Origin of the sequence: Rhizobium leguminosarum (genome assembly GCF_010668065.1) — a bacterium.
Taxonomy (GTDB): Bacteria; Pseudomonadota; Alphaproteobacteria; order Rhizobiales; family Rhizobiaceae; genus Rhizobium; species Rhizobium leguminosarum_S.
In genome coordinates this window covers 533,054-546,762 of record NZ_WUEN01000003.1, presented here as the reverse complement: position 1 = coordinate 546,762, position 13,709 = coordinate 533,054, and the positions used below count along the sequence as shown (strand labels likewise).

The 13,709-nt window shown below is 60.3% G+C and carries 12 protein-coding genes; 7 read left to right on the top strand and 5 right to left on the bottom strand.

Annotated elements, in window-relative coordinates; translation table 11 throughout:
• The first annotated feature begins 7 nt into the window (after positions 1-7).
• Positions 8-1,006: a nucleoside hydrolase gene (locus GR198_RS10990; RefSeq protein ID WP_164068882.1), complete on the top strand. Its 999-nt coding sequence runs from the start codon at positions 8-10 to the stop codon at positions 1,004-1,006.
• On the opposite strand, the gene GR198_RS10985 is transcribed toward GR198_RS10990, so the two are convergent.
• Genes GR198_RS10985 through GR198_RS10970 form a run of 4 tightly spaced genes read right to left on the bottom strand, consistent with a single transcriptional unit; the run spans position 984 to position 6,003 of the window.
• On the bottom strand, positions 984-3,089 hold the full coding sequence (locus tag GR198_RS10985; protein ID WP_164068880.1) for an acetate--CoA ligase family protein: 2,106 nt from the start codon (positions 3,087-3,089) through the stop codon (positions 984-986). The two genes, GR198_RS10990 and GR198_RS10985, sit on opposite strands and share 23 nt — an antisense overlap.
• Positions 3,090-3,099: 10 nt before the next feature.
• Positions 3,100-3,909 (bottom strand): enoyl-CoA hydratase/isomerase family protein, encoded by an 810-nt coding sequence (locus GR198_RS10980; protein ID WP_011648963.1) that lies wholly within the window; start codon positions 3,907-3,909, stop codon positions 3,100-3,102.
• Between the two features lie 21 nt (positions 3,910-3,930).
• Positions 3,931-4,860, bottom strand: coding sequence for a pseudouridine-5'-phosphate glycosidase (locus GR198_RS10975; RefSeq protein ID WP_011648962.1), 930 nt, complete (start codon positions 4,858-4,860; stop codon positions 3,931-3,933).
• Between the two features lie 30 nt (positions 4,861-4,890).
• On the bottom strand, positions 4,891-6,003 hold the full coding sequence (locus tag GR198_RS10970) for a carbohydrate kinase (protein ID WP_026237200.1): 1,113 nt from the start codon (positions 6,001-6,003) through the stop codon (positions 4,891-4,893).
• Between the two features lie 101 nt (positions 6,004-6,104).
• Here GR198_RS10970 and GR198_RS10965 point away from each other — a divergent pair, with 101 nt between their 5' ends.
• The 5 genes from GR198_RS10965 to GR198_RS10945 all read left to right on the top strand — a co-directional run bounded on the left by GR198_RS10965 (position 6,105) and on the right by GR198_RS10945 (position 11,007).
• Entirely contained in the window at positions 6,105-7,079 is a 975-nt protein-coding gene (locus GR198_RS10965; RefSeq protein WP_164068879.1) for an isopenicillin N synthase family dioxygenase, read from the top strand.
• 87 nt (positions 7,080-7,166) lie between these two features.
• Positions 7,167-8,204 (top strand): ABC transporter substrate-binding protein, encoded by a 1,038-nt coding sequence (locus GR198_RS10960; RefSeq protein ID WP_130853701.1) that lies wholly within the window; start codon positions 7,167-7,169, stop codon positions 8,202-8,204.
• 105 nt (positions 8,205-8,309) lie between these two features.
• On the top strand, positions 8,310-9,365 hold the full coding sequence (locus GR198_RS10955; protein WP_164068878.1) for an ABC transporter ATP-binding protein: 1,056 nt from the start codon (positions 8,310-8,312) through the stop codon (positions 9,363-9,365).
• Positions 9,362-10,219, top strand: coding sequence for an ABC transporter permease (locus tag GR198_RS10950; RefSeq protein WP_029871551.1), 858 nt, complete (start codon positions 9,362-9,364; stop codon positions 10,217-10,219). The genes GR198_RS10955 and GR198_RS10950 overlap by 4 nt, the downstream gene beginning before the upstream one ends.
• A complete protein-coding gene (locus GR198_RS10945; RefSeq protein ID WP_011648956.1) occupies positions 10,207-11,007 on the top strand; it encodes an ABC transporter permease in 801 nt (266 codons plus the stop codon). The genes GR198_RS10950 and GR198_RS10945 overlap by 13 nt, the downstream gene beginning before the upstream one ends.
• Before the next feature lie 126 nt (positions 11,008-11,133).
• On the opposite strand, the gene GR198_RS10940 is transcribed toward GR198_RS10945, so the two are convergent.
• Complete coding sequence (locus GR198_RS10940; protein ID WP_164068877.1) at positions 11,134-12,057, bottom strand: LysR substrate-binding domain-containing protein; 924 nt, start codon at positions 12,055-12,057, stop codon at positions 11,134-11,136.
• A gap of 158 nt (positions 12,058-12,215) precedes the next feature.
• On the opposite strand from GR198_RS10940, the gene GR198_RS10935 reads away from it, so the two are divergent.
• Entirely contained in the window at positions 12,216-13,397 is a 1,182-nt protein-coding gene (locus GR198_RS10935; RefSeq protein WP_164027122.1) for an MFS transporter, read from the top strand.
• The last annotated feature ends 312 nt before the right edge of the window (positions 13,398-13,709 follow it).

The window sequence follows — 13,709 nt, the reverse complement described above, 5'->3', positions numbered from 1 at the left end:
GCCCCAAATGGCACAAAAGATCATCATCGACACGGATCCGGGGCAAGACGATGCGCTGGCCATACTCCTGGCCCTAGCGAGCCCGGAAATCGACGTTCTCGGCATCGTTGGCGCTGCCGGCAATGTGCCGCTGTCGCTGACGTCCAGAAACATCCGCAAGATCTGCGAACTCGCCGGCCGTCCAGACATCAAGGTGTTTGCCGGCTGCGATCGGCCGATGACCGGACCGCTGGTGACCGCCGAGCACGTGCATGGCGCAACCGGCATGGATGGCGCGGATCTTCCTGAACCGAGCATGCCGATGCAGGAACAGCACGGCGTCGATTTCATCATCGACACCCTGCAGAGCGAACCGGCCGGCGCAGTCACCGTCTGCACGCTTGGGCCACTTACCAATTTCGGCAAGGCGCTGACCCGGGCGCCGGAGATCGCCGGCCGGATCAAACAGCTCGTGCTGATGGGCGGCGGACTGTTCGAGGGCGGCAACATTACGCCCGCCGCCGAATTCAATATCTACGTCGATCCGCCGGCTGCAGCGGTCGTCTTCGGATCGGGCGTGCCGATCGTGATGATGCCGCTCGACGTCACGCACAAGACGCTGACGACACGGGTACGTGTCGCTGCAATCCAGGCTCTTGGAACTCCGCTCAGCGATGCCGTGGTCGGATGGCTTCATTATTTCGAACGCTTCGACGTCGCTAAATATGGAAGCGACGGTGGGCCGCTGCACGATCCCAACGTGATCGCCTATCTCCTGAAGCCGGAACTTTATTCCGGTCGTTTCTGCAATGTGGAGATCGAGACGGAGTCCGAGCTCACCAAGGGCATGACCGTCGCCGACTGGTGGGATGTCTCGGGGCGGCCGAAAAATGCGCTGTTCATGCGCGACGTCGACGCCGACGGCTTTTATGCGCTGCTGACGGAACGGCTCTCCTGGCTCGGTCGCGCGGATACGGCAGTCGAAGCTGCGCCGGGTCTGCTCGTCACGTCTTCGCGCGCGCGATGATCAGCGCGTCGAGAATGCGCACGCCCTCGCCATCCGGCAGAACGGCGACCGGATTGAGGTCGACAGCCTCGATATCGTCGCCATAACGGGCGGCGAAATCCGAAAGCTTGACCAGCAATTTTGCCAGCGCCTGGCGATCGGCCCTTGGTGAGCCGCGATAGCCCTCCAGCAGTGAAGCGAGCTTGGTTTTGCCGATCATAGCGTCGGCGCGGGCGAGATCGATAGGCAGAAGGTCGAAGGCACTATCCTTGACCAGTTCCACCAGCACGCCACCGATGCCGACGACAAGGCCGAAACCGAAGGGCTCGTGGCGAACAAGCCCGACCAGCGCTTCCACGCCGCCAGTCACCATTTCCTGCACCGATACGCCACGCAGATCGGCATCCGGGGCGTAGGCCCGGGCGCTTGCCATGATCGCATCGAAGGCTTGCCGAACCTCCGGTTCCGAGGCGATGCCGAGTTTTACGCCGCCGGCCTCGGTCTTATGCTGGATATCCGGCGACTCGATCTTCATCACCACCGGGAAGCTGAGTTTTGCGGCCGCGCTGGCGGCTTCATCGGCGCTGGTGACGAGGTGCTGTTGCGGAACAGGCAGGCCTTCCGCAGCCAGCAGGTTCTTGGCTTGGCGTTCGGTCAAAGCACCGGCAGGCAAGGATTTCCTGTCGGAGGTTGCGGTTCCGGGCCAAGATACAAGCCGGTTCTGATCGATCAGACTGTTGATAGCGGTCAAGGCGTTTTTCGTGCCGCGCAGGACAGGCACGTTCGACAGCTTCCCTTCGACGGCCGGATGGTGGCCTGAGGAGAGGTTGCTCATGAACACGATCGGCGCCTTGCCCGCTTCGGCATAATCCGACACCGCCTGGGCGATGCCGAGATATTCGCAGGCGCAGAAGTCGTCTAACCCGACCGGGGCATCCTGCGAGGCGACGATCAGCCCGATCGATGGATCTTCGGACAGGGCGGTCAGCACGTCGCGGTAGATTTGGCCGTCGGCAAAAACGATGCCGGTCGTATCGAGCGGGTTCTGAGGCGTGGCGAAGGGCGGCAGCAGTGTCTTCATCTTCGCGACCGTCTCGGGCCGCAGGTCCGGCATCGAAAGGCCGGCCTCATCGGCAATGTCGGAGACATGCGCGACACCACCGCCGGATACGCCGACGATCGCGACACCGGGTTTTACCGGGCGTGTCTTCAACGTCAGGCATAGCGTTGCCGTTTCCATGAAGCCGTCCATGTCCGGCACTTCTATGATGCCGGTGCGGCGGAAGAAAGCGCGGTAGGCATCGTTGCTGCCAGCGAGTGAGCCGGTGTGGGCAGCCGTCGCCTGGGCGCCGCGGCTGGAGCGGCCAGCACGCAGCGCAATGACTGGTTTGTTGGCCGCGTGCATTTTTTCCATGGCCGCTGCCAGTTCCTCCGGCGCGCGGATGGCTTCGATGACGATACCGACCGTGCCGGTGTCTTCGTCGCTTGCCAGAAATTCGAGATAGGCGGGAATGTCGGTTGCAGCGCTATTGCCGGAGGAGACGATGTGGCTGAGGCCGAAGCGGGCGGTATTGCCGAGCGCGATGGCGCTGGCGCCAGAATGGGAGAGGATCGCAAAACGGCCCTTCTGGAGATTGGCCGAAAGACTGGAGGAATAAAGGGCCGCGCCTGATGTGAGATTGAAAAGACCAAGGCAATTGGGGCCGCAGATGGCCATGCCGTAGCGCCCGGCGATCTCGACCAGTTGTCGCTGGCGTTCGCGGCCGGCTTCGTCCAATTCGGCAAAACCGGAGGCCAAAACGACGGCGGCTTTGACGCCGGTGCTGCCTGCCTCTTCCAGCGCTGCGATCACCTTGTCGGCGGCGATGCCGATCACGGCAACGTCCGGGGCGGCGTCGAGTGCGCGCAGGGAAGGGGCAGTGCGATAACCGAAGACTGCCTCCGCCTTAGGATGCACAGGGATGATCTTTCCCTGGTACCCGAAGCGCATCAGGTTCTTCATCACGTAGCTTGAGGAGGCGTCGGCGCGCTCGGTCGCACCGACGACCGCGACGGAGCGCGGCGCCATCAAAGCCCGCATGGCATCGATCGTGTTTGCGGGCATGGCCAGGACCTCAGTCGAGGCCCTTGAACGGATTGTCGCGGAAAGCGAGATATTCCTTCAGCGACATCTTTGCGAGGTTGGCCATCCAGTCACGACCCGCCTTGGTCACGTGTAGGGCCGCGATCGCCTCGATATTGTACTGGAAGGACGGCATCAGGCCGGCAACCATCTGCTGGTTATTGATCGAGGCCTTGGTGTATCTCAGCGCAGGCAGCGGCATACGGGCCAGCTTACGGGCCAGGTTCTCGGTTTTTTCCTTGAGCTGATCGGCGGGCACGATCTTATTGATCAGATGCATGCGCAGCGCCTCTTGCGCATCCACCATGTCGCCGGTGAACATCAGCCAGCGGACGTCGCGAGTGGCAAGCAACCAAGGCATCATCAGCGCCGGAGGACCGGAATTGTGGCGCACTTCCGGTTCGCCGAACTTGGCATTGTCGGCGGCAATCGCCAGATCGCAGCACATCATCAGTTCCAGCGCGCCAGCCAGGGCATAGCCGTTGACCGAGGCGATGACCGGAATCGGCGCGCGCCAGATGTTAAGCAGCGCTTCGGCATTCTCCGACATGTCCTCGCGCCAAAAATCGATATCGACGTCGAAATCGCCGCCCTGCAGATCGTAACCGGAGGAGAAGGCGCGGCCGGCGCCGGTGATGACCAGCGCGTTGATATCGGGATCTGCAACGGCTGCAGCCACGGCCGCATCGATCTCGCGGATCACCACCTTGTTCATCGCATTCATCTTGTCTGGGCGATTGATGGTGATCGTCGCGAACTTGTCGCTGGCATCCTTCTCGTAAAGGATCGTCTCGTAGCTCATGGCAGTTCCCCTGTTTGATAGTCAGTTGCGGGCCTTCTTCAGCGGCGCATAGGCGACCGCTATCCTGGCGGCGAGGCGGGCATTGTTCTTCACCAGTTCAATATTGGCCTTGAGGCTTTCGCCCTTCGTCAATTCGTTGATGCGGGCGAGCAGGAAAGGGGTCAGCTCCTTGCGGTCGATGCCACGCTCGTCGGCATCGCGCACCGCATCGGCAATCGTGCCGTCGATGAAGTCTGGCGCCAGCGCTGACGCTTCCGGGATCGGGTTGGCGATCAAAAGGCCGGTGCCCGTGCCGAGTTGATGGTGCAACCACATCGCCTTGGCGATCTCTTCCGGCGTGTCGAGCCGATGGTCGGCCTTGAAGCCGCTCCTGCGCGTGAAGAAAGCCGGGAAATCCTCGGTGCCGTAGGCGATCACCGGCACTCGCTGAGTTTCGAGATATTCGAGCGTCTTGGCGATGTCGAGGATCGATTTTACGCCGGCGCAGACGACAGCGGTTTTCGTTCTGCCCAATTCCGTCAGGTCGGCGGAGATGTCGAAGGTCTGCTCGGCGCCGCGATGCACGCCGCCGACACCGCCGGTCGCAAAGACGTCGATGCCGGCGAGGTCTGCCATCAGCATGGTGGCCGAAACCGTCGTGCCGGCCGACTGACCGCGTATCATGGCGACGGCCAGGTCGCGGCCAGAGGCCTTCACGATGCCCTTTGACTGCGCCAGCTCTTCCAGCTCATCGTGCTCAAGGCCAACGCGCAGTTCGCCCTTGACGACAGCGATCGTGGCCGGAATGGCGCCGTTTTCACGGATCACCGTTTCCACGCCCAGGGCCGTTTCGAGGTTGGCCGGATAAGGCATGCCATGGGTGATGATGGTGGATTCAAGCGCTACGACCGGGCTGCCGGCTGCAATGGCTTCGGCCATTTCGCGGCTCAGTCGGGGCTTCATGAGGGTCATTGTGACAATTCCTTGATTCAGCCGGCGAGGTTAGCCGACAAGCCGGTGCATGTTCGCTTCGAGGAAGCGTTCGGACAATTCGGTGTGGACGCTGGCGGTGCTTTCCGTCGTCAGCGTGGCGAGCAGCGCGCCGGTGCGAGCCGCGGCATAGGTGTTTTCGCCGTTCAGAATGCTGTGAAGCGTACCAGCAATCATGGCATCGCCCGCGCCGGTAATGTCGATCGGCCGGGCAGTGACCGCCGGAAACGTCTTGGCGCCTTCGATCCCGGCAACTGCAATGCCACGTGCAGCCATGGTGACGATCGCTTCCCGTGCGCCGGCTGCCTGCAGCGCAAGCGCGGCTTCGCGGGCATCCTCGATCGTTTCGTGGCCCTGGCGCTTCAGGATCGAATTCGCCTCGTCGATATTCATGAACAGGAGGTCAATGCCGGTCAGATTTTTCGGCAGGCGAGCAGCCTTGGGGGTCGAGACCGCGTCGATCGCTAGCTTGAAGCGGGCGCCGCCCTGGCGCTTGGCGATCAGGGCTGCCAGCATTTCGGCGGGCGGGTTACAGTCGGAAAACACCCAGCTGGCGGCGGCCAGATGCGGCCAAATCCGCTCGATATGGTTCGGCAGAAGCAGGTCGAAAATGCCCATGTCGGCAATGCCGAGAACAAGTTCGCCCTGTGGATCGAGGATCGCAGCATATTCGGCTGTCGGGCGTTCTGAGGTGGTGACGACCTGGCTCACATCGATGCCGCGGTCGCGCATATGCTTCAGGATCGCCCTTCCGCCTTCGTCATCGCCGACGATCGAGACGAAGCTCGTCGAGGTACCCAGCAGTGCAAGGTTTTCCGCAACGTTGCGGGCAACGCCGCCGAGACTGCGAATGCCATCCACCGGGTTGGAGGTTTCGAACACAAGTGCTTCCTTGGCGCGGTACTTGTGGTCGAGCACGGCGCCACCGATGCAAACGGCCCGCGTTCTGGCCGGCATCACATAACCGCGGCCGAGAATATAGCCCTTCTGCATCAGCTGGACGATGTGGGCAGCCACGGTCGAGCGGGCCAGGCCGAGCATCGACGCGATTTCCTGCTGCCCTGCGAAAGGGTTGTCCTTAATGATTGCCAGGACGGCCGCTTCCTGGGGGGCAAGGTCATCCATCTTGTCTAGTTCACTGGGTTGAAGTTTCGTTATTTTTGATATGGACAACAACAGATGTTTTTGTCAACATCTGTTTGTCAGTCGAGTTTGGAGGTAGGCTTATGTCCGTATCGAACGCCAATACCGGGTCGTCCAACGGTGTCGGGGCCGGCATTCCCGTCATCGATGTGGGGCCTTTCATCCGTAGTGAGGTGGGCAGCGCCGATGTGGTGACGGCGATCGAGGCCGCCTGTCGCGACACCGGCTTCTTCCTTGTCACCGGCCATGGTGTTTCGCTGGACGTCACCTCGCGGCTCTATCAACTCGCCCGAGCCTTTTTCGATTACCCGCAAGACTGGAAGACGACGCAAGGGCGCGGCACGGGCGTGATGGGCGGCGTCGCCTTCTCGCCCCTCGCCGAAGAGGCGCTGGCCGCGACGCTCGGTATCAAGACGCCCGGCGACTACAAGGAAAGTCTGAACTTCGGCCAGAACCTGCCGGGCGATACGTGGCCCAACAGGCCGGAAGGGATCGAGCAGGCCTTCCGCGACTATTTCAAGGAAATGGAAATCCTGGCCAAGCACATGCGCCGGATCTTCTGCCAGGCGATCGGGCTTGACCAGGATTATTTCGAGCCGTCCTTCGAGAACCACCTCTCGGCACTGCGCGTCATCAACTATCCCGAACAGGACGAAGCACCGCTGCCGGGCCAGATGCGCGCCGGCGTCCACACCGATTACGGCTTCATGACCATCTTGCGCTCGGAAGCGTCGGCAGGCGGTTTGCAAGTGCGCAACCGCAATGGCGACTGGCTTGACGCGCCATCGATCGAGGGTGCCTATGTCATCAACATCGCCGATGCGTTTATGCGCTGGAGCAACGACGAGTGGGTCTCGACCCCGCATCGGGTCGCCAATCCGCCGAGCGGCTTCAAGGGTACGGCGCGCCGCCAGTCGATCCCGTTCTTCCTCAACCCGTCGAAGGACACGGTGATCGAGTGCCTGCCGCCTTTCTTAAAGAGCGGCGCGAAATACGAGCCGATTACCTACGGTGAATATATCGACTTGAAGACGAAACAGGCTTTCTCGAAAGGCTGATGAGTGACTGAAGTCGACTGACTCGTGCGCAGAAGCGGAAAACCGCCGGCACAACGATCAAGGATCGCAACTAAGGGGAACTGGAAAATGATGGATTTGACAAGGCGGCAGACGCTTGCCGGAATGGGAGCATTCGCTGCCGCCGGTCTCATGGGACTTCCGGCCCGTGCACAATCTAAGACGCTGATCGTGCCGACGCTGGGTGGGGTATGGGAACAGTACTGGCGCTCGACGGTGGCGCCGGAATTCACCAAGCAGAGCGGGGCAGCCGTGACGCTGGACGTTGGAAACGGCCGCGTGTTCGGGGCGAATCTGCGGGCCGCCGGCGTTGCCAAGCCGCCCTATTCGATCGTGATGACCAACGAGGTCTTCGCCTCGGGGCTGCGCAAGGAAGGTTTCTTCGAGAAGCTCGACCTGACGAAGCTGTCGAATTATGCCGACCTTTATCCGCTGGCCAAGAAGACCGACGGCTGGGGCGCGATCGGCGCCGTTTCCCCGATCGGCATCGGCTACCGCACGGACCTAGTGAAGACACCGCCAAAAAGTTGGAAGGATCTTTGGACCAACCCGGAATTCAAAGGCAAGATCGGCCTCTACAATTTTGCCAACAGCGCCGGCAAGATGGAGTTGCTGCTGTTTTCGAAGATTTTTGGCAAGGACCAGTATGATGTCGACGCCGGCTTTGCCGCGCTCGAAAAGCTTGGCTCGGTCATCCAGGTGGACTTCAACCTTTCCACCGGTCTCGCGTCAGGCGAAATCGTCGTCGCACCGTTCGATTTCGGCGAAATTGCCCGCCTGAAGGCTCAGGGACTGCCGGTCGATTGTATCGTCCCGGAAGAAGGGATGTTCATGTTCGACCAAACCATCAACATCCTTGCCAATGGCCCGGAGAAGGAACTGGCCTACCAGTATGCCAACTTCCTGCTGTCGCCCGACGTGCAGACGATGATGATGAGACAGTTCTTCATCTCGCCGACCAATTCCAAGGTCATGGTGCCGGCTGATCTCAAGGCCAGCGTGCCGGTCTCCGGCGCCGACATGGACAAGATCCTCACCTGGGACTGGAACTTCGTCAACGAAAAGCAAGGCGAGCTCGCCGAACGCTGGGCGAAGACCATAAAGTGATTTCCCCCGCTGCGATCATGGCCCACCCCTGTGGCGGAGCCATGATCGGTTTTTTGCGGAGGATCTTTGGACCGTTGGCTCCAGGCAATTGGAAAGTGACAATTCATGACAGAGGTTAGCATTGAAAAGCTGACCAAGGACTACGGGCAGGGTCTCGCAGTCAACGGCATTTCCATCAAGATTGCCGAGGGTGAGTTCATCTCGCTGCTCGGCCCGTCCGGATGCGGCAAGACGACGACATTGAAGATGATCGCCGGGTTCGAGGACGCGACCCATGGAGCGATCCGCTTCGACGGGCGCGATGTCGTGCATATGCCGGTCGAGAAACGCGATATCGGCATGGTGTTTCAGAACTATGCGCTTTTCCCGCATATGACTGTGGAAAAGAATCTCGCCTTCGGGCTGGAAATGCGCAGGATACCGAAGGGCGAGATCCGCGCCCGCATATCCGACGTGCTGGATATGGTGCAGCTTGCCGGCTATGCCGACCGATATCCGCGCCAGCTTTCCGGCGGTCAGCAGCAGCGGGTGGCGCTGGCGCGTGCGCTCGTCATCGAGCCTAAAATCCTGCTGCTCGACGAACCGCTCGCCAATCTCGATGCCAAGCTGCGCGAGGAGATGCGGATATTCATCCGCGATCTGCAGCGCCGCGTCGGAATTACCACCGTCTACGTCACCCATGACCAGGCAGAAGCCATGACCATGTCCGACCGGGTGGTGGTGATGTTCAGCGGCCGTATCGCCCAGATCGGAACGCCCTCCGATATCTACGAGCGTCCGGCAAATCTGGAAGTGGCGGAATTCGTCGGTCAGGTGAATATCGTCCGCGGCAAGGTCAGCAAGGCCGCTGGCCGCACGGTGGTCTCCACCGTGTTCGGCGAGGTCGAAGTTGCCGACGACTATGCCGACGATACCGAACTTGTTTTGGCGCTGCGCCCGGAAGCGGTCGAGCTGCTGCCGATATCCTCCAAGGGGGCGGGCGTGCCCGCCAAAGTTCTGTCCAGCTATTATTCCGGTAGCCTCGTCGATTACCGGCTGCAGTTGGCGGACGGCGCGGTCGTCAACGTCCAGACGTTTCCGCGGATACGATTCGCCGATGGCGAGGAGGTGCTGTTGCGTGCACCTTCAGACCGCTTCTGGCCGCTTGGATCCGCGGCATGAACGCAGGCGCCAAAAAGCGGTTGGGGCCGCTGCTGTTGATCGCGCCCGCCGCGATCCTGCTCGGCTTCTTTCTCGTGCTGCCCTATCTCAATATCATCGTGATGAGCTTTCGTGTGCCTGGGCAGGGCACGCCCTATGCGCCGGGCTTTACCACCGGCAATTACAGCAAGTTCTTCTCGGACATCTTCTATATCAGCCAGATGGTCAACACGCTGTGGATCGGCTTCGTCACCACGTTTGCCTGTCTGGTTCTCGGCTATCCGGTGGCCTGGCAGCTGGCACGGGGCACATCTGCGATCCGCTCCCTCGGTTACGGACTGGTGCTCTCACCACTTCTGGTCGGCATCGTGATTCGCAGCTACGGCTGGACGATCCTGCTCGGCAATAACGGCCTTATCAACCGGGCGCTGGCTGGCTGGGGCCTGATCGATGGGCCGCTGCCGCTGATGTACAACGCCCTCGGAATCGTCATTGCGCTGGTGCATGTATTCCTGCCCTTCATGATCCTGCCGATAATGAGCGCGATCCAGGGCATCGATCCCTCGCTGGAATCGGCCGCTCGTTCGCTCGGTGCCTCCAAGTTCAAGGCCTTCCGGCGCATCACACTGCCGTTGTCGCTGCCCGGCATTCAGGCCGGCTGCATCCTGGTATTCGTGCTGTCGCTAAGTGCCTATGTGACGCCTTCGCTGATCGGCGGCCTTCGGGTCAAAACCATGGCGGTGACGGTGGTCGATGCCCTGATCGACACGTTCCAATGGCCGTTCGGTTCCGCGCTGGCGCTGATGTTGTCGGTCACAGGCGCGATCGTGGTGGTCATCTTCGGGCGGCTGACCGTCATGAAATGGAAGGCATAAAAGACATGTCGAAACCCTTCCTCACGGTCTACTGCCTGGTCATCTACGCCTTTCTCCTGGCGCCGATCTTGGTCGTCGTCGGGGCGTCGTTCAATGCCGGCGCCTTCCTCACCTTCCCACCGCAGGGGTTGTCATTTCGCTGGTATCTGGTGTTCTTCAACAACGAAGTGTTCATGCGGGCAATCCGCACTTCCTTGTGGATCGCGACGCTGACCACGATAATCTCCGGCATCATCGGCACGATGGCGGCGATGTTCTATGTGCAGTATGCTGGTAAGTTCAAGGACACGGTGCGGATCGCCATGCTGGCGCCGCTGCTGTTGCCGGAAGTCCTGACTGCGATCTCGCTGCTGTTTTTCGTCTATTCGATCGGTATCGGCACGCAGACGATCGTTGGTCTGCTCCTCGGCCACGTGCTGATCACGCTGCCCTTCGTATTCATCAACGTCTCGGCGTCGATGGAAAGCTATGATCCGTCCTGGAGCTTGGCGGCGCAAAGTCTCGGGGCCGGCCGTTTCACCCGTTTCCGGCGGATCATGCTGCCACTGATCAAACCCGGTGTCATCGGCGGCTGCCTGTTCGCCTTCATCGTCTCATTTGACGTCTTCACCATTTCCTTCATGCTGAAGAATGTCGGCACATCGACGCTGCCGATCCAGTTGTTCGATTACCTGCGCACCAATTTTACGCCGGAGGCGGCAGCGGTCTCGACTTGCTCGATTATTTTGACACTCATCGTGGTGGTCGTTTGTGAGAAGATACTTGGCTTGCGCATTCATCGGTTCTGATCGGGCATCTGAAGCGTTTTTGTAGTAGCCAGTCACGCATCATCTCTTTCGGATGCGATCGTCATCGTTACCTCAGTGCTACCGGCTGATGTTTCCGAGCCGTCAGAAAACCGCTCGATGGTGGTTTCACGGCAGCGGCTCCGATATTCCTTCGTCACTGAGGTGCTCCGCCAGAAAGTCGATGAACGCGCGAATGCGAGCGGCAAGATGCTCATGTCCAGCAAACACTGCATGAATCTGTTCCATGTCGTGAGGATTGTATTCCTCTAGCAACGAGATCAGCTTCCCTGCGTCGATATCCGGCTGAACATGGAATTGGCCCACCCTGCCCAATCCACTGCCGGAAAGGCAAAGTCGGCGCATGATCATGCCGCTGTTGACCGCGGTATTACCCGTTACGGGAAGGCGATAGACCTCCGACGTCCCAGGGTTCCGGAATGGCCATTCGTTCAGGGAACGCCGGAAATTGAAGCTGAAACAGTTGTGGTTGGCGAGGTCCTGTGGAGTTTTCGGTATGCCCTTTGCGTCTAGATAGGCGGGGGACGCAACAATGACCCGTCGACTTTCGAGAAGCTTGCGCGCCTTCAGGGACGAGTCATCCATTGCTCCAGATCGAATTGCTATATCTGTGCGTTCCTCAATCAGACCAATGATGCCGTCCGTCAGCGAAATGTCGAGCTGCACTTCAGGATAACGTTCGAGAAAAGCAGGTATGAGTGCGAGGAGGTGTCGTTCTCCAAAGCCCACGGACGCATTAACGCGAAGCAGTCCGCGCGGGATCATTTTGCCTCCGCCAGCCACAATCTGTTCTGTCTCTGTTATATCGGTCAGGATACGCCGCGCTCGAGAGAGATATACTTCACCCTCCGGTGTTAATGTCATTGTCCGGGTCGAGCGCACCAGCAGGCGTGTCCCGAGACGATCTTCGATGCGCGTCACGAGTTTGCTGACGGCAGACGGAGATATTTTGAGCCGCCGTCCAGCGGCGGAAAAGCTCTGCAATTCGGCTGCTATTACAAAGACTTCCATTTCGCCTGTTCGGTTATCCATTGTCTTTCGCCTATGAAAGTAATTCACAGGTATTTATCCAATACTCCCGATTATCATTCAAGTTCTCTCCGCCCATATTGCAACACAGCAATCGTTCACCAGCAGCTCTGCTGTCTCAGCACCCCTCACTCGAACCGTGGGGCGGAAAGGAACTTGTCATGCCCTTAGCCATTTTTGCCTTGACGATCGCGGCCTACGCGATCGGCACCACCGAGTTCGTGATTGTCGGGCTTTTGCCGACGGTCGCCACTGATCTGCACATTACCCTGCCGCTCGCCGGTTTGATCGTCAGCGTCTACGCGCTCGGCGTCACCTTCGGCGCGCCCATACTCACCGCCTTGACCGGCAAGATCGAACGAAAGCCGCTGCTGCTTGGCCTGATGACCTTGTTCGTTATCGGCAACACCATTGCGGCGCTGTCGCCCAGCTATGAGATGCTGCTCGTTGCCCGCGTGATTGCCGCCTTCGCTCACGGCGTCTTCTTTTCGGTCGGCGCAACGATCGCCGCCGACCTCGTGCCGGAAAACCGCCGCGCCTCGGCTATCGCCATGATGTTCATGGGCCTGACCGTCGCCATCGTCACCGGCGTTCCGCTTGGCACATATATCGGCCAGATCTACGGTTGGCGTGCAACGTTCTGGGCCGTTGCCGCTCTCGGTGTCATCGCCTTTGTCGCTATCGCCGCCCTTTTGCCGAACACGCTGAAGAAGGCCCCGCCGGCAAGCATTCTCGATCAGGTCCGCGTGCTCGGTTCTGGCCGCCTGCTCATCGTCTTCGCCATGACCGCGCTCGGTTATGGTGGCACCTTCGTCGCCTTTACCTTTCTTGCGCCGATCCTTCAGGACGTTACCGGCTTCTCCCAATCCAGTGTCAGCCTGATCCTCGTGCTCTATGGCATCGCCATCGCGGCCGGCAACATCGGCGGCGGCAAGATTGCCAACCGTAACCCGGTCAAGGCGCTGGTCGGCCTCTTCCTGGCTCAGGCAATCGTACTGCTGGTGTTTTCCTTCACCGCCGTCTCGCCGGTACTGACCCTGATCACGCTGGCGGCGCTCGGCTTCCTGTCCTTCGCCAACGTTCCGGGCCTGCAGCTCTATGTCGTGCAACTGGCCAAGGAACACCGTCCCGGCGCTGTCGATGTCGCCTCCGCGCTCAACATCGCGGCCTTCAATCTCGGCATCGCCATCGGCGCATGGCTTGGTGGCCTGGTCGTCGAATCGCCGCTGGGTCTCGCTTCGACCCCCTGGATTGGGGCAATCCTAGTCGCCGTCGCCCTGCTCCTGACCATCTGGAGCGGCGTCCTCGACCGCCGCGCAACCCCGTCCCTCAGGGTCGCGTGACGCCTGCCAGGCCCGTCCTCATTATGGTGGCCTTCCTTTTCTTTCGGAAAATCAAGGAAAAGCAGCGTGCCGGTTCGATCCAAGGCTGGAGACAAATCGGGTCGGACAGTTGATGGCCGCCGCGCCGCGCATTGAAAAATCGAAGACAGGTAGCTGCGATAATTCGTCGTGTTGGGGGCCTTCCCCTTCGTCCTCTACGCTATGGAGGGAGAAGAAAGATTTCGCAGAGGATTACCTGGTCTTGTCACGCCTGTTGGCAACGTCGGTCACGCCAGCGGAATGCAAGCCATACCAAGATGGAGGATCCGGAGA

What these genes read in the sequence shown, in the direction of transcription:
- GR198_RS10980 (WP_011648963.1), bottom strand. Translation starts at nt 3,909, where the DNA reads ATGAGCTACGAGACGATCCTTTACGAGAAGGATGCCAGCGACAAGTTC.
- GR198_RS10990 (WP_164068882.1), top strand. Translation starts at nt 8, where the DNA reads ATGGCACAAAAGATCATCATCGACACGGATCCGGGGCAAGACGATGCG.
- GR198_RS10935 (WP_164027122.1), top strand. Translation starts at nt 12,216, where the DNA reads ATGCCCTTAGCCATTTTTGCCTTGACGATCGCGGCCTACGCGATCGGC.
- GR198_RS10975 (WP_011648962.1), bottom strand. Translation starts at nt 4,860, where the DNA reads ATGACCCTCATGAAGCCCCGACTGAGCCGCGAAATGGCCGAAGCCATT.
- GR198_RS10940 (WP_164068877.1), bottom strand. Translation starts at nt 12,057, where the DNA reads ATGGATAACCGAACAGGCGAAATGGAAGTCTTTGTAATAGCAGCCGAA.
- GR198_RS10985 (WP_164068880.1), bottom strand. Translation starts at nt 3,089, where the DNA reads ATGCCCGCAAACACGATCGATGCCATGCGGGCTTTGATGGCGCCGCGC.
- GR198_RS10960 (WP_130853701.1), top strand. Translation starts at nt 7,167, where the DNA reads ATGATGGATTTGACAAGGCGGCAGACGCTTGCCGGAATGGGAGCATTC.
- GR198_RS10945 (WP_011648956.1), top strand. Translation starts at nt 10,207, where the DNA reads ATGGAAGGCATAAAAGACATGTCGAAACCCTTCCTCACGGTCTACTGC.
- GR198_RS10950 (WP_029871551.1), top strand. Translation starts at nt 9,362, where the DNA reads ATGAACGCAGGCGCCAAAAAGCGGTTGGGGCCGCTGCTGTTGATCGCG.
- GR198_RS10955 (WP_164068878.1), top strand. Translation starts at nt 8,310, where the DNA reads ATGACAGAGGTTAGCATTGAAAAGCTGACCAAGGACTACGGGCAGGGT.
- GR198_RS10970 (WP_026237200.1), bottom strand. Translation starts at nt 6,003, where the DNA reads ATGGATGACCTTGCCCCCCAGGAAGCGGCCGTCCTGGCAATCATTAAG.
- GR198_RS10965 (WP_164068879.1), top strand. Translation starts at nt 6,105, where the DNA reads ATGTCCGTATCGAACGCCAATACCGGGTCGTCCAACGGTGTCGGGGCC.